The organism is Curtobacterium sp. GD1 (genome assembly GCF_020882855.1).
Classification (GTDB): Bacteria; Actinomycetota; Actinomycetes; order Actinomycetales; family Microbacteriaceae; genus Curtobacterium.
Window position 1 is genome coordinate 25,131 of record NZ_JAFEVQ010000028.1, and the last position, 24,336, is coordinate 49,466.

29 protein-coding genes are annotated in these 24,336 nt (G+C 73.4%); 14 read left to right on the forward strand and 15 right to left on the reverse strand.

Annotation, left to right across the window (positions count from 1 at the left end; translation table 11 throughout):
• Positions 1-5 precede the first annotated feature (5 nt).
• Complete coding sequence (locus JSX79_RS14530; protein ID WP_229086794.1) at positions 6-2,060, reverse strand: GMC oxidoreductase; 2,055 nt, start codon at positions 2,058-2,060, stop codon at positions 6-8.
• Between the two features lie 114 nt (positions 2,061-2,174).
• Between JSX79_RS14530 and JSX79_RS14535 the strand changes: the two genes are divergently transcribed.
• The 5 genes from JSX79_RS14535 (at position 2,175) to JSX79_RS14555 (ending at position 5,185) form a co-directional block, all read left to right on the forward strand.
• Positions 2,175-2,582 carry a cupin domain-containing protein gene (locus JSX79_RS14535; RefSeq protein WP_229086795.1) on the forward strand — a complete coding sequence of 136 codons (408 nt, stop codon included), beginning with the start codon at positions 2,175-2,177 and terminating at the stop codon, positions 2,580-2,582.
• Between the two features lie 4 nt (positions 2,583-2,586).
• On the forward strand, positions 2,587-2,961 hold the full coding sequence (locus JSX79_RS14540; protein ID WP_229086796.1) for a DUF2255 family protein: 375 nt from the start codon (positions 2,587-2,589) through the stop codon (positions 2,959-2,961).
• The gene (locus tag JSX79_RS14545) at positions 2,958-3,863 is read left to right on the forward strand and encodes a helix-turn-helix transcriptional regulator (RefSeq protein WP_229086797.1); all 906 of its coding nucleotides are present in this window, start codon (positions 2,958-2,960) and stop codon (positions 3,861-3,863) included. Before JSX79_RS14540 ends, JSX79_RS14545 begins: the two co-directional genes overlap by 4 nt.
• Before the next feature lie 188 nt (positions 3,864-4,051).
• Entirely contained in the window at positions 4,052-4,534 is a 483-nt protein-coding gene (locus JSX79_RS14550; RefSeq protein ID WP_229086798.1) for a DUF1003 domain-containing protein, read from the forward strand.
• 216 nt (positions 4,535-4,750) lie between these two features.
• Complete coding sequence (locus JSX79_RS14555) at positions 4,751-5,185, forward strand: DUF805 domain-containing protein (RefSeq protein ID WP_083414041.1); 435 nt, start codon at positions 4,751-4,753, stop codon at positions 5,183-5,185.
• Positions 5,186-5,371: 186 nt separating this feature from the next.
• Here the strand turns inward: JSX79_RS14555 and JSX79_RS14560 are convergent, their stop codons facing one another.
• A complete protein-coding gene (locus JSX79_RS14560; RefSeq protein WP_229086799.1) occupies positions 5,372-6,202 on the reverse strand; it encodes a universal stress protein in 831 nt (276 codons plus the stop codon).
• Positions 6,203-6,459: 257 nt separating this feature from the next.
• On the opposite strand from JSX79_RS14560, the gene JSX79_RS14565 reads away from it, so the two are divergent.
• Complete coding sequence (locus JSX79_RS14565) at positions 6,460-7,299, forward strand: universal stress protein (protein WP_229086800.1); 840 nt, start codon at positions 6,460-6,462, stop codon at positions 7,297-7,299.
• Positions 7,300-7,305: 6 nt separating this feature from the next.
• Here the strand turns inward: JSX79_RS14565 and JSX79_RS18740 are convergent, their stop codons facing one another.
• The 8 genes from JSX79_RS18740 to JSX79_RS14605 form a co-directional block, all read right to left on the reverse strand.
• Entirely contained in the window at positions 7,306-7,755 is a 450-nt protein-coding gene (locus JSX79_RS18740; protein WP_229086801.1) for a BON domain-containing protein, read from the reverse strand.
• Positions 7,752-8,174, reverse strand: a complete 423-nt coding sequence (locus JSX79_RS14575; protein ID WP_071303192.1) for a pyridoxamine 5'-phosphate oxidase family protein — start codon at positions 8,172-8,174, stop codon at positions 7,752-7,754. The genes JSX79_RS18740 and JSX79_RS14575 overlap by 4 nt, the downstream gene beginning before the upstream one ends.
• The gene (adhP, locus tag JSX79_RS14580; protein WP_229086802.1) at positions 8,171-9,235 is read right to left on the reverse strand and encodes an alcohol dehydrogenase AdhP; all 1,065 of its coding nucleotides are present in this window, start codon (positions 9,233-9,235) and stop codon (positions 8,171-8,173) included. The genes JSX79_RS14575 and adhP overlap by 4 nt, the downstream gene beginning before the upstream one ends.
• Positions 9,236-9,300: 65 nt before the next feature.
• Positions 9,301-9,954, reverse strand: a complete 654-nt coding sequence (locus tag JSX79_RS14585) for a hypothetical protein (protein ID WP_229086803.1) — start codon at positions 9,952-9,954, stop codon at positions 9,301-9,303.
• A gap of 83 nt (positions 9,955-10,037) precedes the next feature.
• A complete protein-coding gene (locus tag JSX79_RS14590) occupies positions 10,038-10,679 on the reverse strand; it encodes a response regulator transcription factor (protein ID WP_229086804.1) in 642 nt (213 codons plus the stop codon).
• On the reverse strand, positions 10,676-12,382 hold the full coding sequence (locus tag JSX79_RS14595) for a GAF domain-containing protein (protein WP_229086805.1): 1,707 nt from the start codon (positions 12,380-12,382) through the stop codon (positions 10,676-10,678). Before JSX79_RS14595 ends, JSX79_RS14590 begins: the two co-directional genes overlap by 4 nt.
• A 91-nt stretch (positions 12,383-12,473) precedes the next feature.
• Positions 12,474-13,334, reverse strand: a complete 861-nt coding sequence (locus tag JSX79_RS14600; RefSeq protein ID WP_229086806.1) for a universal stress protein — start codon at positions 13,332-13,334, stop codon at positions 12,474-12,476.
• Positions 13,334-14,209 carry a universal stress protein gene (locus tag JSX79_RS14605; protein WP_229086807.1) on the reverse strand — a complete coding sequence of 292 codons (876 nt, stop codon included), beginning with the start codon at positions 14,207-14,209 and terminating at the stop codon, positions 13,334-13,336. Before JSX79_RS14605 ends, JSX79_RS14600 begins: the two co-directional genes overlap by 1 nt.
• Before the next feature lie 247 nt (positions 14,210-14,456).
• On the opposite strand from JSX79_RS14605, the gene JSX79_RS14610 reads away from it, so the two are divergent.
• Positions 14,457-15,344, forward strand: coding sequence for a universal stress protein (locus JSX79_RS14610; RefSeq protein WP_229086808.1), 888 nt, complete (start codon positions 14,457-14,459; stop codon positions 15,342-15,344).
• 26 nt (positions 15,345-15,370) lie between these two features.
• Here JSX79_RS14610 and JSX79_RS14615 read toward each other — a convergent pair whose 3' ends face one another.
• Entirely contained in the window at positions 15,371-15,835 is a 465-nt protein-coding gene (locus JSX79_RS14615) for a DUF2231 domain-containing protein (RefSeq protein WP_229086809.1), read from the reverse strand.
• 143 nt (positions 15,836-15,978) lie between these two features.
• Between JSX79_RS14615 and JSX79_RS14620 the strand changes: the two genes are divergently transcribed.
• From JSX79_RS14620 to JSX79_RS14645, 6 genes are all read left to right on the forward strand, one after another.
• Positions 15,979-16,698: a VIT family protein gene (locus JSX79_RS14620; RefSeq protein ID WP_229086810.1), complete on the forward strand. Its 720-nt coding sequence runs from the start codon at positions 15,979-15,981 to the stop codon at positions 16,696-16,698.
• Between the two features lies 1 nt (position 16,699).
• Positions 16,700-17,383, forward strand: a complete 684-nt coding sequence (locus JSX79_RS14625; RefSeq protein ID WP_070418878.1) for a response regulator transcription factor — start codon at positions 16,700-16,702, stop codon at positions 17,381-17,383.
• Complete coding sequence (locus tag JSX79_RS14630; RefSeq protein WP_229086811.1) at positions 17,380-18,780, forward strand: ATP-binding protein; 1,401 nt, start codon at positions 17,380-17,382, stop codon at positions 18,778-18,780. Before JSX79_RS14625 ends, JSX79_RS14630 begins: the two co-directional genes overlap by 4 nt.
• 128 nt (positions 18,781-18,908) lie before the next feature.
• A complete protein-coding gene (locus JSX79_RS14635; protein ID WP_229086812.1) occupies positions 18,909-20,348 on the forward strand; it encodes a ferric reductase-like transmembrane domain-containing protein in 1,440 nt (479 codons plus the stop codon).
• Complete coding sequence (locus JSX79_RS14640) at positions 20,345-20,797, forward strand: FMN-binding protein (RefSeq protein ID WP_229086813.1); 453 nt, start codon at positions 20,345-20,347, stop codon at positions 20,795-20,797. The genes JSX79_RS14635 and JSX79_RS14640 overlap by 4 nt, the downstream gene beginning before the upstream one ends.
• Positions 20,794-21,543 (forward strand): FAD:protein FMN transferase, encoded by a 750-nt coding sequence (locus JSX79_RS14645; protein ID WP_229086814.1) that lies wholly within the window; start codon positions 20,794-20,796, stop codon positions 21,541-21,543. The genes JSX79_RS14640 and JSX79_RS14645 overlap by 4 nt, the downstream gene beginning before the upstream one ends.
• Positions 21,544-21,574: 31 nt before the next feature.
• Here JSX79_RS14645 and JSX79_RS14650 read toward each other — a convergent pair whose 3' ends face one another.
• From JSX79_RS14650 to JSX79_RS14665, 4 genes are all read right to left on the reverse strand, one after another.
• Positions 21,575-21,970 carry a cupin domain-containing protein gene (locus tag JSX79_RS14650; protein ID WP_229086815.1) on the reverse strand — a complete coding sequence of 132 codons (396 nt, stop codon included), beginning with the start codon at positions 21,968-21,970 and terminating at the stop codon, positions 21,575-21,577.
• Positions 21,971-22,113: 143 nt separating this feature from the next.
• Positions 22,114-22,503 carry a hypothetical protein gene (locus tag JSX79_RS14655; protein ID WP_229086816.1) on the reverse strand — a complete coding sequence of 130 codons (390 nt, stop codon included), beginning with the start codon at positions 22,501-22,503 and terminating at the stop codon, positions 22,114-22,116.
• A gap of 9 nt (positions 22,504-22,512) precedes the next feature.
• Positions 22,513-23,094: a hypothetical protein gene (locus JSX79_RS14660; RefSeq protein ID WP_139219831.1), complete on the reverse strand. Its 582-nt coding sequence runs from the start codon at positions 23,092-23,094 to the stop codon at positions 22,513-22,515.
• A complete protein-coding gene (locus JSX79_RS14665) occupies positions 23,091-23,672 on the reverse strand; it encodes an RNA polymerase sigma factor (RefSeq protein WP_229086817.1) in 582 nt (193 codons plus the stop codon). Before JSX79_RS14665 ends, JSX79_RS14660 begins: the two co-directional genes overlap by 4 nt.
• Positions 23,673-23,789: 117 nt before the next feature.
• Between JSX79_RS14665 and JSX79_RS14670 the strand changes: the two genes are divergently transcribed.
• Positions 23,790-24,002 carry a hypothetical protein gene (locus JSX79_RS14670; protein WP_071303181.1) on the forward strand — a complete coding sequence of 71 codons (213 nt, stop codon included), beginning with the start codon at positions 23,790-23,792 and terminating at the stop codon, positions 24,000-24,002.
• Positions 24,003-24,336 lie beyond the last annotated feature (334 nt).

Sequence of the window (24,336 nt, forward strand, 5' to 3'; positions counted from 1 at the left end):
CGACGTCACCGGACCAGGTCGTCGATCGTCCGCATCGCCGTCGCGAAGATCGTCAGCACCGGGTTCACCCCGCCGTTCGTGACGTGCACCGACCCGTCGGCGACGCGCAGGTTGTCGTGTCCCCACACCCGGCCGAACGGATCGACGACCGACGTGCGCGGGTCGTCGCCCATGCGGAGGGTCCCGGCCTGGTGCTGGCCACCACTCGTCCCGGTCAGCTCCCCGTGCATCTCGGCGACCCGCGTCGCACCCGCGGCCCGGAGCCAGTCCCCGCTCCGCGCACTGGTGTGGTCTCGGGCACGGGTGTCCTCCGGGTGCGGACCACCGCTGAACCGTGCGACGGGGACGCCCCACCGGTCGGTGACGGCGGGGTCGACCCGGATGCGGGAGTCGGCGGACGTGACCTCCTGGATCGGCCCCATCAGTCGCATGCTCCGGCGGGCGAGGTCGCGCATCCCGCGCTTGCTGTCGATGCCCGCACGGGGGAGGAGCCCGAACCCGGTGAGGTACGCGTAGGTGTTCGACGGAGTCGCGACGAACTCGTCCGCGATGATCCCGCCGCCGATCTGCCCGGGGACGCCGTGCCGGAAGTCGGTCGTGGCGATGGACGGCCCGGGCCCGAGGCCGTCCTCGACGACGTCGTCGAAGATGCCCATCGCGCCGCCGTACCGGTGCCCCTGCAGGTGCCGTCCGACCTGATCCTGGCCGTTGCCGAGCCCGTTCGGCTCCTGCTCGCTGCGGCTGTTGAGGAGGAGCCGGGCGGACTCCACCGCTCCCGCCGCGACGACGACCTCCGCCGCGTCGACGTCCGAACGCCAGTCCACGCCGTCGACCGTCCCGACGAGCGTGACCCCGACGACGCGGCCGGACCGGTCCGTCCGGATCCGCGCGGCCCGGGTCTCGAGGAGGACGGACGCGTTGCCGGTGGCGACGGCCCGGGGGAGCATCGTGTTCTGGCTGCCGTTCTTCGCGTCGACGGGGCAGGCGAACCCGACGCACATCCCGCACTGCTCGCACGCTCCCCGCCCGAGGAAGGGGACCGAGTTGACGAGCAGCGGGACGTGCACCGTCGACCAACCGAGCTCGGTCGCGGCCCGCGCCAACCGCTCCCGCGCGGGTCCCGCCGCCACCGCCGGCATCGGCAGCGCCCGTGTGCGGGGACCGGCCCACGGACCGTCGCCGTCGCCGCTCACGCCGAGCTCCCACTCCGCCCGCTCGTACCAGGGCTCGAGGTCCGCGTAGCCGATCGGCCAGTCCGCCAGGGCACTGCCGTCCGGCACGCCGTGGTCGGTGGCCATCGTGAAGTCCCTCGGGGCGAACCGCCACGCCTGCGCGCCGTAGACCCTCGTGCCACCGCCCGCCGTGACGGCGTTGTTGTGCCAGTCCCAGTCGGACGGCCGGGCGACCCGGTCTCCCTCGGGCGAGGCGATGACGCGCGGGTTGCCGAGGTCGACGGGACCGGACCGCGGTGCGAGCCCCCACGTCGACCGGGGATTGCGGATGTGGTCCTGCGCGAGGTCGGCGGTGCCCGGCCAGGACCCGGCCTCGACCACGAGGACCCGGCGCCCGGACTCGGCGAGCCCGCACGCCGCGACACCCCCACCGGCCCCCGAACCGATGACGATCGCGTCGTACCGCTCGGCCAACTCCGCCGGGCGCACCACCACCGGCTGCGCCGTGGGCACCGGTACCGGGACACTCCACCCCGCCGGCGGCTCGGGCTGCCAGCCGACCATCTCCCACGAGCGTTCGCCGGCGTTGCCGCCGTTGCCCGCGTCGGCGTAGTAGCCGGCGGCGACGATCCCCGCGAACCACGCCCAGTCGGGGTCGTCGTCCTGGTCGTGGCCGTCCACGACCGCACGGATCCGGTCGAGCCAGTCCGGACGCTCGTCGAGGACCGACGCCAGGAACTCGAGCGCGCCGGCCTCGGACGCCGACGGGTACTCGTCGGCGGGCACGACCCGGTCGACGAGGGACTGCAGTCGGACGCGGTTGCGGCGGAGGAACAGCTGCTGCGTCGAATCACCGCGACCGGTCGTCCGGGGTGCGTCACTGCCCATGTTCGCAACGCTAGACCGACAAGGTCACCCTGTCAGGACATCCCTCCCGACCGCCATCGGTCGTAGCGTCGGACGCAGCGGGCACACGACCACCCGCCGAGAGAGGACGAACCCATGCCGCAGGAGATCCTGCCGAAGCAGCCCACCGCCAAGAACCCACCGGAGCAGTTCGCCGGCGACGTGTGGGTCGACCCGATCGTCACCCCGCAGGACGGCGACCAGCGCGCGACGCTCGCGCTCGTGAAGTTCGCCCCCGGTGCCCGCACCGCCTGGCACTCCCACGCCCGCGGCCAGTTCCTCCGCGTCACCCAGGGCGTGGCGCGCTTCGGGACCCGCGACGGGAAGGTCGTGACCGCGCGTCCCGGTGACACCGTGTACGTCTCACCGAGCGAGGAGCACTTCCACGCCTCCGCCGAGGGCACCTTCATGGAACACTTCGCGATGCTCGAGAGCGCCGACGACCCGTCGACCACGACCACCTGGCTCGAGCACGTCTCCGACGACGACCTCGCGGGCCGGTGACCCGATGACGAACTGGGACGAGGACACCATCGCCGCGATCGGCGCGAGCGACGACCTCCACGTCAGCCCGTTCCGGGGGGACGGCACGACGTACGGCACGCCGACGTGGATCTGGTCCGTGGTCGTCGACGGCGAGCTGTACGCCCGCGCCTACAACGGTCGGCGCTCCCGGTGGTTCCGGGCCGCCGTCGAGCAGGGTGCCGGCAGGATCCGCACCGCCGGGGCCGAGCACGAGGCAGCCTTCGAGGCCGTCGGCCCCGACCTGAACAGCCGCATCGACGCCGCCTACGAGGCGAAGTACGCCGGCAGCCAGTACCTGCCCCCGATGCTGCAGGACGGACCGACCTCGGCGACCGTCCGGATCAGTCCCCGTCCATGAGCACGAACCACGACGACGTCAAGGACTTCCTCGTCAGCCGGCGCGCCCGCGTCCGCCCCGAGCAGGTCGGCCTGCCCGCAGGAGCGAACCGGCGGGTCGCGGGCCTGCGCCGCGGCGAGGTGGCGATGCTCGCCGACGTGAGCGTCGAGTACTACTCCCGACTCGAGCGCGGCAGTCTCTCCGGGGTGTCCGAGGGCGTCCTGCACGCGATCGCCGGTGCGCTGCTCCTCGACGACGCCGAACGCGACCACCTGTTCGACCTCGCCCGTGCCGCGAACGCCTCTCCGGTGCGGGCCGCCCGCCGCCGGTCCACGACCCCGAAGACGCTGCGTCCCGGCCTGCAGTACGCGCTCGACGCCTTCACCGGGGGACCGGCGTTCATCCGCAACGACCGCCTCGACGTGCTCGGCGCGAACGCGCTCGGACGGGCCCTCTACGCCGACCTCTTCCGGAAGGCCGAGCGCCCGAACCTCGCCCGCGCAGCGTTCCTCGACCGCGAGTGGTCGGACGCGTTCTACCCGGACTGGGACCTCGCCGCCGACCAGAGCGTGGCGATCCTCCGGGCCGCCGCGGGGCACGACCCGCACGACCGGGAGCTGCAGGACCTCGTCGGCGAGCTCTCCACGCGCAGCCCCGAGTTCCGCACGAAGTGGGGTGCGCACGACGTCCGCCGGCACGGCACCGGCGAGAAGCGCTTCGTGCACCCGGTCGTCGGTGCGCTCGACCTGCTGTTCGAGGGCTCCCGCCTGATGAGCGACCCGGCGCTGAGCCTCCTGCTCTACACGGCCGAACCGGGCTCGCCGACGGCGGACGCGCTCCGCCTGCTCGGATCCCTCGACGCCACCGAGCGCCGGGACGCGGCGCACGCCGCCGACCCCGCTGCGGCAGACGGACGCGCGTGACGACGGCTCGCTGACACCGGGTCGCGACGCGACCACCCAGCGGACGGGAGGCGCGGTGCCAGCCGGCACCGCGCCTCCCGTCCGTCACCGGTCGCGTCGGGACGTTCGGCCCTGGTCGACCCGGGCTGCACGGGTTGGGATGGCGGTGGGTCCGTCCGGACCCGAACCGCCCTCGAGAGGCCTCGTCCATGGACAGCACCGACATCCCGACCACGAGCGCCCGCGCGGACCCTCGCTCGACCTGGCACCAGCGTCACCACTCGACCCTGTCGCGGGGCGAGCGCGCCGCGGACGCCATGCGCAACGGGATGGGGAGCTGGGGGTTCGTCGGCGGGTTCGTCGCGTTCATGCTCGTCTGGGCGGCGGTGAACACGGCCGCGGTCCGGTGGAACCCCTACCCGTACATCCTGCTGAACCTGTTCCTCTCGATGCTCGCCGGCCTGCAGGGCGCCATCCTGCTGATCGCCGCCAAACGGCAGGACGGCATCGCCGCCGCGCTGGCGCAGCACGACTTCGACACGAACGCGGCCGCGAAGGTGGACATCGAGGCGCTGCTCCGGATCAACCACCAGCAACTCGTGATGCTCGCCGAACTCCGCGCCCTCGTGACGGCGGTGGGCGATCCGGTGGTGCACGATGCTCCTGCGCCGGAGGTGTCGGTGGGGTCCTGACCCTGCGTCCACTCGCCGGACGGGGACGGACCGCCCGCCCGGACCAGTCCGCGGGGTCGGTCGACGACCTGGCTCGCCCCGGGCACCTCGTCAGGGCCGGGACGAAGGACCCTGGTCGGCACCGTCACGGGTGGGTACCGTCGCTGGCCAGCACGCACTCGCCCGGAGCCCGACGCATCCGGCGACGAGGGCGCGCACCGACCCGAGGAGTGCCCCATGTCCGAGCACAGCGAAGCCGTCCGCCGGCCGACGATCGACCTCCGGGAAGCCGTCCGGTCGGTGGTCCGTGGGGCGGCGGACTTCACCGGTCGTGCCGTGCGACCCGAGTTCTGGTGGTTCTTCCTCTTCAGCGCCGTCGTCGGCACCGCGCTCGGTGCGGCGAACGTGGTGACGCCCGCAGGCACCGTGATGATCGGTTCGGCACTGTCCGGTGTGTGGTCGGTCGTCGTGCTCGTCCCGACCCTCGCCGTCACGGTGCGGCGGCTGCGGGACGCCGGTCGGCGGTGGCAGAACCTGTTCTGGCTGCTCCTGCCCGTCGTCGGGCCGATCATCCTCATCGTCCGGCTCTGCGAACCCAGCGTGGTCGCGGCGACGAACGGCCCGACGGAACCGTCGACCCTGCCGCTGGACGGACAGGCGGTCCGACACTGAGCTCGGCTAACGGGCCCGAAGCGTCTGCACCGAGGAGGGTCCGCACGACGGCGTGCGGACCGTCGGACGGGAGGCGCGGTGCGGGCCCGCACCGCGCCTCCCGTCCATCGCGGAGCGAGACCACCGCGCACCCCGCGAGCGCAGCGTCCGGCCGGCAGCGCCGATGGTCCGACCGAGGCGGTCCCGTCAGTCGGCCGACACCGGCACGACGACGACCGGCGTCGCCGACCGGTGCATCATCTCGCGCGCGACGGACCCGAAGAGCTCGCCGCCGATCGTGGTGCGGTGCCGCCGGCCGACGACGACCAGTGTCGCCTCGACGCCGGCCGCCGCGAGTGCTTCACCGGCGTCGCCCTCCCAGAGCGTGGAGCGGACGGACACGGCCGGCTCCCGCCGCGCGGCTTCGCGTTCGGCCTCGCCGAGCACCAGGCGCGCGGACTGCTCGTCGGTGCTCGACGCGTCCTCGAGCAGCGCGACGGGACGTGCCGCGACGGGCGCCGTCACGCGCCACGCGTGCACGACCCGGAGCGAACGCCCGGTCCGTCGGGCTTCGCGCAGGCCGAACCCGAGCGCCGCCTCGGCGGTGTCGGCGTCGATGCCGACGACGACCGGACCGCTGCCCGGGCTCCAGTCGTCCGGTACGACGACGGTGGGCACGGGGGCCCTGGTCGCGATGCGCTCCGGGAGCGACCCCGTCAGCGCGGAGCGGACCCTGCGCGACCGGTGCGCCCCGATGACCAGGAGGTCCGCGTCGGCCGTGTCGTCCACGAGTGCGTCGGCGGCGAAGCCGCGTGCGACGGAGGTCTCGACGACGGTTCCCGGGGCGGTGCCGCGGACGAACGCCGCGGCCTCGGCGAGGCGCTCGCGCACGACGAGGACGTCGGTGTCGGCCGCCTCGAGCGCGTGCACGATCCGGACCCGCGCCGGGCTCTCGGCGGCGCGCTTCGCCGTCCACCGCAGTGCCGTCCAGCTGGCCTGAGACGCGTCGAGACCGACGAGGATCCGTTCGACGGACATGGTGTTCTCCTGCTCCTCCGGGACCGCGCGCACGCGGCGTGCGGTCTGCGCGCGATCAGCGCGCGAGGCGACGCTAACCGGCGAGGGCGCGGTCGAGCAGGGCCGAACGTCCCGCGGAGCGACGCCCTCCCGAGCCGACGGTCGCGGGTGGTCGGCGATCCGACCCGCGCAGGGACCTTCGGCTCTCGGTCGAGCGCGGCGGCGGACGTACGGTCTCGACGACGGGCGGCCGCCCGTCGGACCGGACGGAGCGGACCATGCACGACGACGTCGAACGGATCACGATCGGCCTGGACGACGAGGCGAGCTGGACCGCGCTCCGGTGGGTCGCGGAACGGGCAGCCAGGCACGCCTGCCGCGTCCGCATCGTGCGCGCGGTCGACCCGCTCGAGCCCGAGGAGGGGTGGACCCACCACCGTCTGGCGGCGGGACGTTCCCTCCTGCTGCAGTCGGCGCCAGGGATCCAGGTCGAGCTCGACGCACCGCCGGCCCCGATCGTCGACGCGCTCGTCGGCGCCGCGCAGTCGGACGACCTCCTCGTCGTCGGCAGCCACCGTCGTCGGCGCCTGCAGTCCGCGCTCACCGGGCTGCTGCCCGACCGGATCGCCGGGGCATCGCACGTGCCGACCGTGATCGTGCCGGACGACTGGCCGAGCGGCCAGCTCGACGCCGACGTCGTGCTGGCCGTGGACGCGGACACCGCTCACGAGGTCGTCGACTTCGCGATCACCGAGGCCGGTCGGCACGGTGCGGTGCTCCGCGTGGTGCACACGTGGCAGGAGTCCGCGCCGGTCGGCCCGCCCGTGGTCGCCGCCGTGGTGGAGTCACCGGTCGTCGAACGGGCGGCCGCACAGGCCGTGCTCGACGACGTCGTGACCCGCATCGCTGCCGCCTCGCCGGCGCTGATCGTCCGCACCGAACTGCTCCGCGGCGCCCCCGGAGGGACGGTCGCGGTGGCGGCGGAGCACCACGGGCTGGTCGTGGTGGGGCGTCGGCACCGGTCCACCTTCGGCGGCGAGGTCCTGGGATCGGTCGCGCAGGACCTGATGGCGGAGTCGACGACGGCGCTGTGCGTCGTCCCGCTCGAGCAGGGCTGACGCCGATCAGCCGACGACCGGGGCGACCGTCAGCTGGTCGATGACGAAGTGCACACCGCCGCACCGGGCAGCGGCGGCGTGCACCGCGCGGCGTTCCGCCACGGAGCTGACGGACCCGGCGATGGTCACGACGTGGTCGTGGACGTGGACGGCCACCGCGGCCCGCGGGACGACCAGCCCGACCACGCGTTCGACCCGGCTCCGGACGTCGGCGTCGGTCTCCTCGGGGTCGCACGCGTACGGACGGACGACGATCCGGTTCTCGATCGCGTGCATCGGCACGCACTGTTCCGCGAGTCCGACGGCGGTCACCCGGTCGCTGTGGCAGCCCACGTCGCCGGTGAGCACGACGCGACCGTTCCGCAGCGCGACGTCGAGGGAGCTGGCGTCGAGGGAGTGCTCTGCTGCCCAGGCCCGGAGGATCCGGTCCCGCCGTCCCTCGCGGACGTGACTCACGGGGCGGCCTGGTCGAACAGCCGTCCCGTGATCGAGGTGGGCTCCAGGACGACCGTCGCGCGCTTCGGGGTGGCGAGCATCGACCGCAGCCGCTGGGCGCTGGCGTTGCGCGTGTCCGGTAGGTGGGCGGTGCCCTTCGCGACGACGCTCCAGGCGGTCCAGCCGTCGTGCTCGTCGGCTTCCACCACCATCTCGCGGCCGGCGTGCACGGCGTCGAGGATGACGGTGCTCGACGTGGCGAACACCAGCCGTCGGTCCTCGGCCACGTAGTTGACCGGGATCACCTCGAGCGATTCCTCGGTGCGGAACGCGACGCGCGCGGTACGGGAGCGGTGCAGCCGTTCCCAGCACTGGTCGGCGTCGAGCCGGACCACGAGTTCGTCGTCCGGCACGTGGTCCGGCGGCGGGGCGGTGGTCATCGTCCGACCCGCTCGTCGGGTCGGAGCACGACGGCCTCGCGTTCGATCGCCGGCAGCTCGAAGACGATGCGTGCCGGCACACGTCCCGCGAGGACGTCCGCCATCGCGTCGTTCACGTCGGCCAGCGGGCGGCGGACGGACACGACACGGGTTCGACCGGCCGCGTGCAGTGCGAACACCTCGGCGAGGTCCTGCCGCGTGCCGACGATCGACCCGATGATCGAGATGCCCTTGAGGACGGTGTCGAAGATCGGGACGGACATCGTCCCGTCCGCCGGCAGCGCCACGCAGACGAGTCGACCGCCGCGCTTCAGCGACGCGAAGGCCTGCTCGAACACCGCGGCGGACGCGGCCAGGACGACGGCGACGTCGGCGCCGCCGAGCTCCTGGACCTGCGCCGCGGCGTCGCCGGACGATGCGTCGACGGTGTGGTCGGCGCCGAGGTCACGTGCGAGTCGGAGCTTCTCCGGTTCGACGTCGACCCCGATCACGTCGGCGCCGAAGACCCGGGCGTACTGCACCGCGAGGTGGCCGAGACCGCCGACGCCGAACACGGCGACGGTCTCGGCCGGTGCGACGTGGGCGACCTTGAGCGCCTTGTACGTGGTGAGTCCGGCGCAGGTCAGCGGTGCCGCGTCCCACGGGTCGACCCCGGCGGGCACCGGTACCGCGTACTCCGCGTCCGCCACCGCGAACTGGGCGAACGCGCCGTCGATCGAGTAGCCCGTGTTCTCCTGCTGCTCGCACAGCGTCTCGCGACCGTCGACGCAGTAGCGACAGGTGCCGCACGCGTGCCCGAGCCAGGGCAGCGCGACCCGCTCGCCGACCCGGCGGTCGGTGACGTCGGGCCCGACCGCCTCGACGATGCCGACCCCCTCGTGTCCGGGGACGAACGGCGGGGTCGGGCGGACCGGCCAGTCGCCGTGCGCCGCGTGGATGTCGGTGTGGCAGAGCCCCGACGCCTCGATCCGGACGAGCACCTGCCCGTGGCCGGGGTCCGGGAGGGGGCGGTCCTCGATGACGAGGGGCTGCCCGAGTTCGTGGACGACTGCTGCCTGCATGGTCGACCTTTCCGGTGGGTGCGGGACGGGACGACCTGTCCCTCGCCGCGTCGGCGCCCGCACGGTCACGATGTCGGTGCCGCGGCGCGACGGGCAGGGTCGGAGGTCCCGTCGACGATCTGCCGGGAGGTCGTCATCGCCGCCACGACTGCGAGGCCGCGCGTCACCGGCGACCGGTCCGTGACGCAGTCCGACGACAGCCAGACCACGCGGTCGGTGCCACCGCTGACCAGCCGGTCGCCGCGGCTGATGCGCAGGACACCCCCGGGCAGGAGCGCCGCCACGGCTCGGACGTAGCGCAGCGTGCCCGCCGTCACGTGGCCGCACAGGCCCAGCAGGACGGTCTCGTCGGCGATCAGCGCCGCGGCGAGGTGCAGCGTCGCGAGCTCGAGGGGGAAGCCGGCGTCGACGACGAGTTCCGTGCGGACACGCGTGGACCGGACCGAGCCGGCCGGGAGCGCCGCGGCGTGGGCAGCCACGTCGTGCAGGACGCGATCACAGCGGGAGCGCACGTCGCCGCCGAGGTCGTGCGCCGCCTGCGACCGGGCGTCCTGCGGGCCGACGGCGCGGCCGGACGGACCGGTCCCGGCGACCGCGATGCCACTGCACTCCGCGAGCAGTCGAGCCCGACCGGCGGTGCTGAGGGACGACCAGGCTGCGCGCGATGCGGCGCGTCCTCCTGCGGCGGTCGTCGCGGTGCGGTCCAGCGTCGTGGTCATGGCATCGTCCCCTCGGCGGGTCAGCGAGGTGACCACCATCGCCGCCGGGGCGTCGTCGTGGCAGGGTCGATGGTCCCGCGGCCTCAGCTTCGGCGGTCGCGGACCCCGTGGTCGGCGCCGTAGACCGCAGCCTGCGTCCGGCGCTCCAGACCGAGCTTCGCGAGCAACCCGGACACGTAGTTCTTCACGGTCTTCTCCGCCAGGCCCAGCCGGTCGCCGATCTGCCGGTTCGTCAGGCCGCCGGCGATGAGCTCGAGGACCTGCCGTTCGCGCATGGTGAGCTCCGGGACGTCATCGCGGACGTCCTTGGTCAGCCGTTCCACGGTCGCCGGCACGGTCGCGGCGGGCAGGAGTCGGCGACCCGCGGCGACTCGACGGATGTCCTCGAGCAGGGTCTGTCCCCGGATGTCCTTCACCACGTAGCCCGCGGCGCCGGCGAGGATCGCGGCCTGCATCGCGCGGTCGTCGTCGTAGGCGGTCAGCATGAGGCAGGCGATGTCCGGGAAGGCGGAACGGACCGAGCGGCAGGCGTCGATCCCGCTGCCGTCGGGGAGCCGGACGTCGAGGACGACCACGTCGGGCAGGGTCGCGGCGACGCGTCCGACGGTGTCGCGGACCGTTCCGGCCTCGCCCACCACCTCGAGGTCGGGTTCGGCGTCGATGAGGTCGGCAACGCCGCGGCGGACGATCTCGTGGTCGTCGACGAGGAACACCCGTGTGGTCATGGTCGCTCCGTTCCGGAGTGGGCCGGGACGGTCCACCGGACGCGCGTGCCGCCCTCGGGAGGCTCGTCGAGGCGGTACCCGCCCCCGCGCAACCGCGCTCGGGCCGCGAGGTTCGCCGTGCCGCTCCGTCGCCCGTGGTCGCCGGGCCCGGGCCCGTCGTCCTCGACCAGGACCTGGACGGCCTCGTCATCGACCGAGACTTCGATCCGGCAGCTCGCTTCGGGTGCGTGTCGGGCGACGTTCGCGAGCGACTCGCGGACGACGGCCGCGACGTCGAGCGCCAGGTCACCGGTGACCACGGTGTCGACCGGGCCGGCGAACGCGATCCGCGGTGCGGTGCTGAGCGCGGGCCCGAGTTCGGCGACGACGTCGAGCAACCGGTCGCGAGCGGTACGTGGTCCATGGCGGTCCGGGGTCCCGAGCGCGAACACCGCAGTCCGGATCTCCCCGATCGCCTCGTCGATGATGGTCACCTGCGCGTCGATGCGTTCGCGGACCTGTTCCGGAGCACGCTCGGCAGTCGCCTGGAGGGACAACCCTGCGGCGAAGAGCCGCTGGATGACGTGGTCGTGCAGGTCCCGGGCGATCCGACCGCGGTCCTCGGCCCGTTCGAGCAGGCGGCGGTCCTTCCGTCCCCGTGCGACGGCGAGCGCCACACTCGTCTGCCGCCCGAACTCGTCGGCCATCTCGGCCTCCGTCTCGGAGAACGGCCGGGCGCCGGGGCCTCGGGAGATCATCAGGGCGCCCAGCGGCGTGCTGCCGTCACGCAGCGGCACGGCGAGTGTCGGGCCGAGCGCGGGCGCCCAGTCGTAGGCGGGCAGATCGGCACCGGTCGGGTCGGCGATCACCGACCCCGTCGCCATGGCTCGTCCGGCGAGCGATCCGTCGGCACGGTAGTCCCGACCCTGCACCCCGGCCGCACCCGTGCCGACGGCGACCGCCACGTGGATCGTGTCCGGGGCGCTGCGCGGTTCGACGACGGAGACGAGCACGGCGTCGACGAAGGCGATCACCCGGTCGGCGATGAGGGTCAGCACGTCCTCGAGCGTCTCGTCGCCGACGAGTGCAGCCGACACCTCGGCGGCGGCCGTCGTCCACCGCTCGCGTTGTCGTGCCTCGTCGAAGAGGCGGGCGTTGTCGATCGCGACGCCGGCGGTGGCGGCGAGCGCCTCGACGAGCTCCTCGTCCTCGTCGCTGAACCGATTACGTGACGGGTTCGCGAGGTAGAGGTTGCCGTAGACGGTGTCCCGGACCCGGACCGGGACACCGAGGAAGCCCTCCATCGGCGGGTGCCCGTCGGGGAACCCGGCCGAGCGCGGGTCCCCGGCGATGGAGTCGATGCGGATCGCCGTGTGCTCGTGGACGACCGCACCGAGGAGCCCTTCGCCGTGCGGGGGGTGGCCGATGCGTGTGACGAGCTCGGCGTCCATCCCGACGTGGATGAACCGTTCGAGGGCGGTGCCGTCCGGGTTGATCACGCCGAGTGCTCCGTACCGGGCGCCGACGAGTTCCACGGCGGCGTGGACGACCGACCGGAGCGTGTCCTCGAGGTCGAGGTGCTCGACGATGCGGCGGTTGGCGGCGAGCAGGTGTCGGAGGCGCCCCTGGGTGCGGAGCACGTCCTGAGCACGGTCGACGAGCTCCTCGATCGTGCGTTCGAGCGCGGAGCGGGGGCCGTCGGGGAACGCGAGTTCGTCGGGCATCGTCGGGCCCCCCTTCCCTGCGGAGTCCCGGCTGAACCTACTCCGTCGGCGGAGTGCGGCCGCGCGGGTCATCGCGACGGGGACGGCGTCGTCATCGCCCGTCCGGGGTCGGCGTCCGCAGCGGCGCGATGCACACCGGAGTCCGTGAGGCGGCGATGAGCTCGTGCGCGGTGGACCCGAAGAACAGCCCGCCGAGCACCGAGCGGTGCTGTCGTCCGAGGACGATCACCGAGGCCTCGCTCGCGTGTCGCCCGAGGACCTCCGAGGGATCACCCTCCTCGAGCACGGGTCGGTGCCGGAGACCGGGGAACCGGATGTGGAGGAGTCGTTCGGCGTCGACGAGCACGCTGCGGGCGTGCTCCCGGATGAGGTCCGGGTCCTCGAGGACGCTGAGCCCTCCGACCCGGGCGCTCACCGGGGCCTTCCACGCCCGGACCAGGGTCAAGCGCCGGTGGTCCCTGACCGCCTGCGCGCCGGCGAAGCGGAGCGCCGTGTCACCGCTCGCGTCGTCGACGCCGAGCAGGACGTCGCCGTGGGTCGGACGCCAGTCCTCGGGGACGACGACCGTCGGGACGGTCGACAGTGTCGGGACGCGCTCCGGCATCCAGCCGTCGAGCGCGGTGCGGACGCGGTGCTGGCGTCGGGAGCCGATGACCAGCAGATCGGCCCTGGCCGCGGTCTCGACCAGGACGCGGTCCGGCGCCCCGAAGAGCGTGGCCGTGGTGACCTCGACCCGGGGGTGCGCACCCGTGAGGCGTTCGGTCGCCCGGTGCAGTCGTCGGTCGAGCGCGGGCACGTCCCCGCCCCAGCCGTTCGCGACCGTGACGACCTCGATGCGACTGCCGGGGATCACCCGACGGAGCGCGACCCAGTCGACCGCGCGGTCGCTCGCGTCGTGTTCGTCGACGCCAACGACGATGTGCTCGGTCGTGACGGCGTTCCCGTCGCGCATCACCGCGCCTCGGCGTGTGCAGGCTCGCGTGTGCGGTCGTCGGACCCGGCCACCCGGCGCGGCTGGGGGACGATGCACACGGGCGCGTGCCCGCGGTGCAAGAGTCGCTCGCCGACGGACCCGGCGAGGAAGCCGCCGAGGGCGGTCCGGTGGCGCCGTCCGACGACCACGAGGGACGCGCCGCGGGACGACTGCAGCACGACGTCGCGCGGCTGGCCCTCGACCGACGACCCGTCGACGCGCAGCGCAGGGTGCGCCCCACCGACCGCCCGCAGGGCCGCGCGGAGTTCGATGTCGGCCTCGTCGGACCAGAGCACGCGGTCCTCCTCGAGGGAGATGTCGGCGTACGGTGCCATCGCGGTCGGGACCGCCCACGCCCGGACGAGGGCGAGGTCCGCGCCGCGTCGTTCGGCGGCGTCTGCGGCCCAGGCGAGCGCGGACGCGGCGGACCGGCCGTCGACGCCGACCACGACCGGCCCGTCGCTGCGCTCCCACTCCTCGGGGACGACGACGATCGGCGTGGTTGCGTGCGCCACGATCCGCTCCGCCACCCGCCCCGTGATGGCCGCGGTGAGGGTGTGCACCTGCGGTGCGCCGATCACGAGGACGTCCCCGAGCGCGGCGTCCGCCACCAGCCGGTCGGCGGTCGGGCCGCCCGTGACGTCGTGTGTGACCGAGAGTCCCGGGTGCACTGTACGCAGGCGCTGTTCGGCGGCGTCGAGCCGGTGTTCCGACCGCGTCAGCGCCTCGCCGAAGAACTCGCTGACGGTCAGCAGTCGCACGTCGTCGACCGCGGGGTCGACGGCGTCGACCGCCCAGTCCACGGTCTTCCAGCCGGCGACGGAGTCGTCGATGGCGACGGTGTACGCGGTCATGATCGCTTCCTTTCCTGGCGGCTGCACGGTGCGTCGCCAGCGGCTCGCACCGCTTCGGTCGACGCGACGCTACGGTGCCCCGGTGGGGCCGGGGCAGGGACGAAGGTCCTCTGGCATCGTGCGGCGAGCCGACCTCGGAGGCTCGGGGGACCAACGGCCTGGCCGCCGGCGATCGCACAGCGCATCGTCGTGACCGTTGCCGACGAGAGGACCGCTCATGCCACAACCGACTCGATGGATCGTCGCGGTGGACGATTCCGATGCGTCTTGGAACGGTCTGGACTGGCTCGACGTCGCCGTCCGTGACGACGACGTCGTCCGGCTCCTCACCGTGCACGAGCGGGCCGGTGAGTCCCGGGAACGGTCGACCGGGCGGCTCACGATCGCCGAGCACCGGCTGCGGGATCGCCACCCGCGCCTGCGCGTCGTCCGTGAGGTCGTCGACGGCCCGACCGTGTCCAGACTGCTCGTCGACGCGACGGACGGGGACGTGCTCGTCATCGGCGGACGCCGTTCGGAGCGTGTGTGGGCGGCACTCACCGGTCGGGTCGCCGAGCGGATCGTCGCGCGCGTCGCCGTCCCCGTCGTCGTGGTCCCCGAGCGATGGCGGGCCGGACGCGACGAAGACGCGGTCGTGGTGGGGGTCGACGGTCGCACCGCGGGGACGGCCTTGGCGTTCGCCGCCCAGCTCGCGGAGGGGTGCAGGGACGGACTCGTCCTCGTGCGGGCGTGGGAGCCGCCGACGAGCGTCTCCCCGTTCGGTGCCGTGTACCTCGAGCGCGACCGGCCGCGGTGGGAGCACGAGGGGCAGCTCGAGCTCGACGCGGCCATCCGGACCGTGAGCCGGTCGCACCCCGATCTCCGGATGCGGGGCGAGCTCCGACAGGGGAGACCGTCCGAGACGCTCGCGCGCGCGGCTGCGACGGCCTCCGTCGTGGTCGTCGGCCGGCGTCACCGTTCGGCGGTCGGCGCGTTCCTCGGCGGGTCGGTCGGCGAGTCGCTCATGCACCGCTCGTCCGTTCCGCTCTGCGTGGTGCCTCGGTCAGCACCCGCCGTCGTGCTGGCAGCAGCAGCGGAGCGCGAGCGAGCGCACGACCACGGCGGCTCGCGACGCGACGCCCATCTCGGCTGGTGAGCGTGCCGGACGGACACAGCGGCCTCCTACCCCTTCCAGACGGACTCAGCTCCGGCGTGGCCGATGACGACGACCTCGATGATCGAGACGACGGCGACCAGCACGAGCAGCACCGGTCCGACGATCCCGACGGCCCGCACCACGCCGATGCTCGTCACCCGGGCGGTCCCGAAGCAGTGCCAGGCCCACCAGAGCGTCAGGAGCGCGAAGACCGCGATCGACCACGGGAGCATCCCGTCGGCGAGCTCGGTGTGCCGTTCGAGCAACGCGGTCTCCTGCTCGTGGTGCTCCAGCCACTCGCCGGAGGACGTCGCGAGCGGGACGGACACCAGTGCGACCAGCCCGATGACCGGCGCACCGACGGCGAGCCACCGTCGCGCTGCCGGCCACACGGCGACGGCGATCGCGGTGAGGGCCGCGACCGGGACCGCGACGGAGGTGAGGTGGACGAAGAGGGGGTGGAGCGGTATCCCGCCGAACTGCCAGTCCATGTCGGCCTTCCGCATCGTGCGCCGATCGACACCGGCGCTGTGGCTCCAGCCAAGCGCTTCCGGGCGCCGGCATCGTTCGAAACCTCACACGAACACGACCCCGCGCTCGAACACGACGGGCACGACCTGGTTCGATCAGGACCATGACCGCACCCGAACCCCACCCCGGTGAGGCGCACGACGGCGACCTCGCAGCGCGCCTGAACTGGCTCCGCGCGGGGGTGCTCGGCGCGAACGACGGCATCGTGTCCACGGCGTCGATCGTCGTGGGGGTCGCCGGGGCGTCGACATCGGTGCCCGCCATCGCGACCGCCGGGATCGCCGCGCTCGTGGGTGGCGCGGTCTCCATGGCGCTCGGGGAGTACGTGTCGGTGAGCAGCCAGAAGGACAGCCAGCGGTCGCTCATCGAGAAGGAGCGCCGGGAGCTGCGGGAGGACCCGGTCGCCGAGCTGGAGGAGCTCACGCAGCTGTGGCAGGCACGCGGGCTCCAGCGGGCGACCGCCGAGACCGTGGCGTCCGAGCTCACGGAGCGTGACGCCCTCCGCGCGCACCTGACGACCGAGCTCGGGATCGACGAGGACGAGGTCGTGAGCCCGTGGCACGCGGCGTTCGCATCGGCCGCTGCGTTCTCCGTCGGCGCCGTCCTGCCGTTGCTCGCGATCCTGCTGCCCCCGGAGTCGGTGCGGGTCCCGGTGACCTTCGTCGTCGTCCTCCTCGCCCTCGCGCTGACCGGCGCGACCGGTGCGCGGATCGGCGGCGGATCGGTGCGGCGCGCGACCGTCCGCGTCGTCCTCGGCGGAGCGCTCGCCCTCGCGGCGACGTTCGCGATCGGGTCGCTCCTCGGGACGAGCGGGGTGGTGTGACATGGCGAACATCCTGGTGGTCGAGGACGACCCCGAGATGGGTGTGCTCGTCGAACGCGGGCTCGTCGGCGAGGGGCACGCCGTGACCGTCGTGTCCGACGGCGTCGCCGCGCTCGTCCAGGCCCGCGCGCAGTCCTTCGACGCGGCCGCGATCGACGTCATGCTCCCGGAGATGTCCGGGTTCGAGGTCTGCCGTCGGCTGCGCGAGATGGGCGAGGACTTCCCGGTCGTGCTCGTCACGGCGCGCGACGCGGTGGACGACCGGGTCTTCGGGCTCGACTCCGGCGCCGACGACTACCTCACGAAGCCGTTCGCGATCGCCGAGCTCAACGCCCGCATCCGAGCCCACCTGCGCCGTCGCGCGGCGGGGACCGCGACGGTCGTCGAGGCCGGCTCGGTCCGACTCGACACCGTCGCCGTCCGCGCCGCCGTGCGCGGGCGTGACCTGCCGCTGAGCGTCAAGGAGTTCTCGCTGCTGCGGTTCCTCATCCAGGGCTCGCCGGCACCGCGGACCCGCGCCGAGGTCCTCGAGGAGGTCTGGGGGAGCGCCGAGCACTTCGACCCGACGATCGTCGACCAGTACGTGAGCTACGTCCGCAAGAAGCTGCAGGCGGCGGATGCCGACGTCGCGATCCGCACCGTGCGCGGCGTCGGCTACGCGCTCGAGGTCGTGCCGACGGCATGAGGTTCCTCCGCCGCCTCTCGATCAGCGCGCGCATCACGCTCGGCAGCCTCGTCGTGGGCGCCGTGGTCCTCTCCGGGATCGCGGTCGTGCTCCACGTGCAGATCGAGCGGGCGACGATCGCGACCGACGAGTCCCTCGCCGCCGGGGACGCCGCGCCGTTCGTCTCCGACCTCCGCCACAACCCGGACGAGGCGCCGGACCGCCCCGCCGAGGACGTCCTGGTCGGGATCCGGACCTCCTCCGGTTCGTGGCTCGTCGACTCCCTGCCGCGCGACGTCCGGGCAGCACTGCCGTCCGGTGTCCCCGAGGACGAGGTCACGCTCCGTCTGCACACCGGGCACCGGCTCGTCACCGTCGTCGGGGTGCCCGTCACCAACGACGACGGCTCCTCCGTTGTCTGGGCTGCGCACGACGGCCGTGCCGGGCAGGAGACACTCGAGCGCGTGGACCGCTCGCTCGTCGTCGGGACGGTCCTGGCGCTCGTGGCGTTCGCGGCGACAGCCTGGTTGCTCTCGACGCTGGCCCTCCGACCCGTGGGGCGGATGCGGCGGACCGCCGAGGACCTGAGCGCCGGGACCGCGGGCGGCCACCTGCCGGTCGGGGGCTCGGACGACGAGCTCGCCGCCCTCGCCCGGACGCTCAACGCATTCATCGACCGGCAGCGCGAGAACGCCGAGCGGGAGCGGCGGATGGTGTCCGACGCCAGTCACGAACTCCGGACACCGCTCGCCGCCCTGACCGCTCGGCTCGAACTCGCGCACCGCTCGTCGGGCGATGCCGAGGCCCTCGAACGCGAGCTGCGCGGCGCCGAAGGAGACGCTGCGCGGTTGGTGGCGCTCGCGAACACGATGCTCGAGCTCAGCCGGCTCGACGAGTCCGGTCCCGCGCCGTCGACCCCGGCGGCCGCGCTCGTGACGGAGCTCATGGGCTCGATCGACCGCGCGCGAGCACTCGGCGGCGCCGTCGACCGGGACATCGACTTCACGGTGGCGCTCGACGCCCCCGACGAGCGGTACGCGCTCGAGCCCGCCGCGTTCGCCCGGATCGTCGACAACCTCGTCGCGAACGCGATAGCCGCCGGGGACGACGGCGGTGTGATCCGGGTGACGCTCGCCCAGGACGCATCGCACGCGCTCGAACTCACCGTCGTCGACGACGGTCACGGTGTCCCCGAGGACTTCCTGCCCCAGGCCTTCGAGCGGTTCGCCCGGGCGGACAGTGCGCGGCGTGCGGTGCTCGGTGGCAGCGGACTCGGTCTGGCGCTCGTGCGCGGGATCGCCGAGCGCGCCGGTGGATCGGCGTCGCTCCGGAACGGAGAGAACGGAGAGAACGGCGAGAACGGCGAGAACGGTGAGTACGGCGGCGCGATCGCGACCGTCCGGTTGCCCGCGACCTGACGCCGATCCGACGCCGGCGCCGATCACTCGAGGTCTCGAACGAAGCGCACGTCCCGTTCCGGGTTCCTCCATAGCTCCGATGCCGATGCTGTGAGCCACCCGATCACATGCTGGAGAGGAACGAGCCGATGATCGACACCGCTCGCCCCACTGCTCGTCCCGTTCCGAGACCCATCGGAGACGACGAACCCCTCGAGGTCGCGGCCCGTCGTCGCCGCCGAGCCGGACGCCGCCGCAACGCCGTCACCGACCTGCTCGGGATCCTCGCCTGGGTCTCGGCAGCCGTGGCCGTCATGCTCTGGCTCGTGTCGCCCGGATCGCACACGGTCGTCGGCATCGGCGGCTGGCTCACCGACGCCGGGATCGTCGCGGGACTCGTCGCGACCGACCTCGTGCTCGTCATGCTCGTGCTCGCCGCGCGCGTGCCGCTCATCGACCGGACCTTCGGCCAGGACAACGCCATCGCGGTGCACCGGTCGCTCGGGAAGCCCGTGCTGTACCTGCTGCTCGCGCACGGAGCGCTCCTGACCCTCGGGTACGGCGCCTCGGCGGGCACCGGGCCGATCGCCGAGACGATCGCGCTCTTCTCCACGCCGGACATGCCGCTGGCCTACCTCGCACTCGGACTCTTCGTCGCCGTCGTGGTGTCCTCGCTCGTCGCGGTCCGCCGTCGCCTGCCGTACGAGGCCTGGCACGTCATCCACCTCCTCAGCTACGCCGCGGTGCTCGTCGCGCTGCCGCACATGCTCAGCGTCGGCAGCGTCCTCGCGCAGGGCACGTGGCAGCGGGTCTACTGGATCGCGCTGTACGTCCTGGCCCTCGGACTGATCGCCCTGTACCGGTTCGCGCTGCCCCTCGTCGTGACGCTCCGCCACCGCATCCGTGTCGTCGGCGTCGAGCCCATCGCACCGGGCGTCGTGTCGATCCACCTCGCCGGACGGGACCTCGACCGCCTCGGGACCGAGGGCGGGCAGTACGGGGTGTGGCGCTTCTGGACCGCCCGCACCTGGTGGCACGCCCACCCGGTGTCGTTCTCCGCCGTCCCCGGCCGCGATCGTGCCCGGATCACGGTGCGTGACCTCGGCGCCGGCTCCGCGCGACTCGGCCGGATCACCCCGGGTGCGTTCGTCTCCCTCGAGGGCCCCTACGGCCTGTTCACCAGCCGGGCTCGGACCGCGCCGTACCTCGCCCTCGTCGCCTCCGGCATCGGGATCACCCCCGTGCGGTCGTTGCTCGAGGACACCGACCTCCGTCCGGGTGAGGCCACCGTGCTGCTGCGCGGGACCGACGCCGACCAGCAGTACCTGTGGCACGAGACCGCCGACCTCGCCGAGGCGACGGGCAGCCGGCTGTACACGATGGTCGGTCACCGGTCCCGCTCCCGCGAGAGCTGGATGACCGAGGAGGACGTCCGGCGCGGGGTCTCCCTCCGGTCGGTGTTCCCGAACCTGCTCCAGTCCGACCTGTACGTGTGCGGGCCGCGCGCTTGGTCCGATCTGGTCGTCCGCGAAGCCCGAACGGCCGGTGTCCCGGAGCACCAGATCCACCAGGAACGGTTCGAAGCATGAGAGCACGCGTCATCGCCGGCGGGGTCGTCTCGTCCATCGCGGTCCTGGTCATCGGGTGGCAGCTCGGCGGCCAGGCCGCGGTCACCGCCCCGGCACAGCAGAGCACGACGTCGGGTGCCGGCACGACCGGCAGCACCGGCACCGGCACCGGCAGCACCGGCGGGTCCTCCACCTCCGGCACCTTCACCGGCGACACGACGCAGACCCGGTACGGCCCGGTGCAGGTCCAGATCACCGTCGCGAACGGGACGATCACCGACGTCACCGCGCTGCAGCTCACGAACAGCGACGGGCGGTCGGTGCAGATCAGTCAGCAGGCGGCCCCGATCCTCCGCCAGGAGGCGCTGCAGGCGCAGTCCGCGCAGATCCAGTCCGTCAGCGGCGCGACCTTCACCAGTGAGGGCTACACGACGTCCCTCCAGTCCGCGATCGACAGGGCCGGACTGTGAGCGGCGTCACCACCTTCGAGACGATGGGCACCGTCGTGAGCCTCCGGGGAGCGACCCCGGAGGCCGCATCCGAGGTGCGCGCCGTCTTCGCCGGCTACGACCACCGCTACAGCCTGTACGACCCGTCGTCGGTCCTCAGCCGCGTCGCCGACGGTTCGGTCCGGCTCGCGGACACCCCGTCCGAGGTGCGTGACGTCTACGCGCTCGCGCTCGACTGGCGGGAGCGCACCGGGGGCGCGTTCACCCCGCACCGCCCGGACGGCGAGATCGACCTCTCCGGCGTCGTCAAGGCACTCGCGATCCGCGACGCCGGAGCCGTGCTCGACGCCGCGAGCAGCGACGGCGACTGGATGGTCAGCGCCGGCGGCGACGTGCTCGTCCGCGGACACCACCGCGCCGACGACCCTTGGAGCGTCGGCGTCGTCGACCCGACCCACCGGGACACCGTCGTCGGCGTCGTCCGGCTCGAGGCACCTCGTCGTGCGGTCGCGACCTCCGGCACCGCCGAGCGCGGCGAGCACATCTGGCGCCGGGCGACCCCGACGTTCGTCCAGGCGACGGTCATCGCCGACGACATCGTCACGGCGGACGTCCTCGCGACCGCGGTCGTCGCCGGCGACGAGGACGACCTCCGGCGGCTCACGAGCGACGCCGACGTCGACGTGCTCGCGTTCACCGCCGACGGGACGGTCTGGGCCACCCCCGGCGCCGCCGCGACCGTCCGTCAGGTCCCCGCGGCCCCCTGAGCGACGGTGTCGGCCGGCTGGGACACCACGCTCAACTCTGGCTCGGGCCCGGTCCGAGCACGGTCGGGTCCGGGCCCTCGACCGGCACGTCGAGGAGCTCGACCAGGATCGTGTGGGTCGGTGTGGACCCGGTGTTCCGCCCGCTGTGTCGCTGCGCCGGGAGCCACACCGCGGTCCCGGCGGGCAACGCCACGTCGAGCTCCCTCCCGTCGGCCACCAGTCGGCGATCGAAGCCCGTCAGCGTGACCATGACGCTCGCCGGGTGTCGGTGCACGTGGGTCCGGTCGCCCGGTACGTCGGTGTAGTCGAGCACGCGGACGTGCTCGTTCTCCCAGAGCAGCCGGTAGTGCTCGGGATCGGTCTGCAGGGGATCGTCGTCGGTCCGCATCATCGCGCTCGCCTCCTCGACGGGGTGATCGGGACTCATCCTCGTCCGGCTGTGCCGGCGCGCACCTGCGCGATCCAGAACGCGATGCGGACGCCCGGTCGTGGCACGGACGGGAGGCGCGGTGCGGGCCCGCACCGCGCCTCCCGTCCGTCCTCGGTGCGTCGAGGGCCGCACGGCCCCCGTCAGCCGGGTGTCGCGGCGGGCTCGCCCGCATCGGGACCGGCCGACTCGTCGACCGGTCCGCCGATGCCCTCGACGAGCCGGATCGTCACCTCGACCAGGTCGGCTGGGGCGCCCGTCCGCTCGTCGACCAGGTCGCGGATGCGCTCGCCCACCTCACGGACCGTCTCCGGTGCCGGACGTGCGTCGTCGACGGCGATCCCCGCCCCGATCCGGAGCGCCGAGCCGTCGCGGTGCACGTCGACGAGCACGTCGGGCTCCTGCAGCGCGAAGGTCGATGCGACGGCCTCCGCGGCCGCGTGCACGATCGGCCTCGTCGGGTACACGCCCGTGACGCCGGGGACGCCCCGGATCCGGTCGGTGAGGGCTCGGGACAGCGCTTCGTCGCTCACGTCGGGCTCCTACGGCAGGTAGACGTCGTCGAACACCACGTCGACGGACGCAACGGTCAGGGTGGTGTGGCGTGCGAGCGCCGCGGCGATCCGCACCCGGAGGCGGTCGGCGGTCTCGTCCGCGGGCGCCCCGTAGACGAGTCCGGCGGTCACGCGCACGTGGACGGGGGCCCCGGGGTCGCCGAGTTCACCGTCGAGTGTGCAGCTGCCCATCACGACCCCGCCCATCGTGTCGCCGGTCCGCCGGACCAGTCCACGGACGGCGGCCTCGGTCATGGACAGGCGGAGTCGGGGATCGGGGTGGGGGACGGGCACGTCCCGACCGGGGCGGACCTCGGAGCGGATCGTCGCGAGCAACCGGTCGACCCAGTCGGTCTCGCGGTCCGGTTCGGCGTCGGCCCGGTGCTGCAGGGCGCCGAGGGAGAGTTCGCGCAGCCGCTCCATGTTCGACAGGGCGAGACGGCACGAGGCAGAGCCCTCGATGGCGGGGTCGCGTGGTGACCGGCCACGATCGAGGTACTCCGCGAGCTCCTCCATCGTGTGGCCGTCGAGGTCGTCCTCGGGCACGGGGACATCGTCGATGTCGCTCATCGCCATGCCTCCATCTCCACGGTCAGGAACCGACGGGCACGAGCGAGCAGCCCACGCACCGTCGACACCGGCAGCTCGAGTTCGTCGGCGATCTGCTGGTAGCTGTAGCCGGCCGTCTCACGCAGGAGCCAGCAACGCCGCTGGTCTGCGGGGAGGCGGTCGAGCGCGGTCCACATCGCGTCGAGCTGCATCCGCGTCTCGACGATACGCTCCGGCTGCCGAGCGACCTCGGCCGGGTGCTGCACGGTGTCGACGTCGTCGTGGTGTCGTCGTCGGCGGAGCCGGTCGAGCGCCTTCCGGGTGACGATCTGCATCACCCAGGGACGGAACCGGGCGGGGTCGTTGAGGTCGGACAGTCGACGCCAGCCGGTCAGGAAGGAGTCCTGCACGACGTCGTCCGATTCGACGTTCGAACCGAGCATCTGCTCGGCGTAGAGGCGCATGACCGGGCCGTGGCGCCGGGCGAGGACCTCGAACGCGTGCACGTCGCCCTCGACGGCACGGACCACGAGGGTGGCGTCCTCCGCACGAAGGAGGGGATCGTCGTGGTCCATCCCCGCCTTCCGGTCGTCGTCCACGGTCGCCGTCCGGTCGTGGTCCGTCCACCCTGCACCGGCCGGCGGCGAAACGCCCGGGCGGACCGGAGGCCGACCGTTTCGTGACGGAACCGGGTGTCGCGTCGTCTTCTCCGCGGAATGATCGACGACAGCAACGCCACGTACTCCGCCGACCCGGTCCCGAGCGGCACCGGGTCCGACCGGCTTCCCCGCATCCCGTGCCTCAGCGTCTTCGACCGGTGGCGCTGCGGACTCGCCGACGGGCACGCGGGACACCACGAGTCGGTCGTCAGCGGCTCGGTCACGCGGTGGAACGAGGGCATCACCGGCCGCCGACTGCAGGACCTGTAGCCGCTACTCCCGTCGCCGGCGCTCCGCACGCCCGGGCCCGTGCGGACCCGGGATCGCGCGGGAACGGGACAGCCCGCGCGACGCTGCGGCCGCTTTGCGCGCCAGGTGCCGCCGCGGTCGTCGGCGGGGGACAAGAACCCCGTCGTCCGACCCCGTTCCTGGGACATCGCTGAACAGCACGAGCCGGGTGTGACTTCCGTCTGGTGGGCCCCGTCTCATCCGTGAACAGCAACCGCTGGGAACGCCCGGCGGGTCAACGGAAGGAACGAACATGGCTGACACCACGACCACCACGACTGCTTCGGCTGCGACGGCTTCGGGGGTCGCTCGGAAC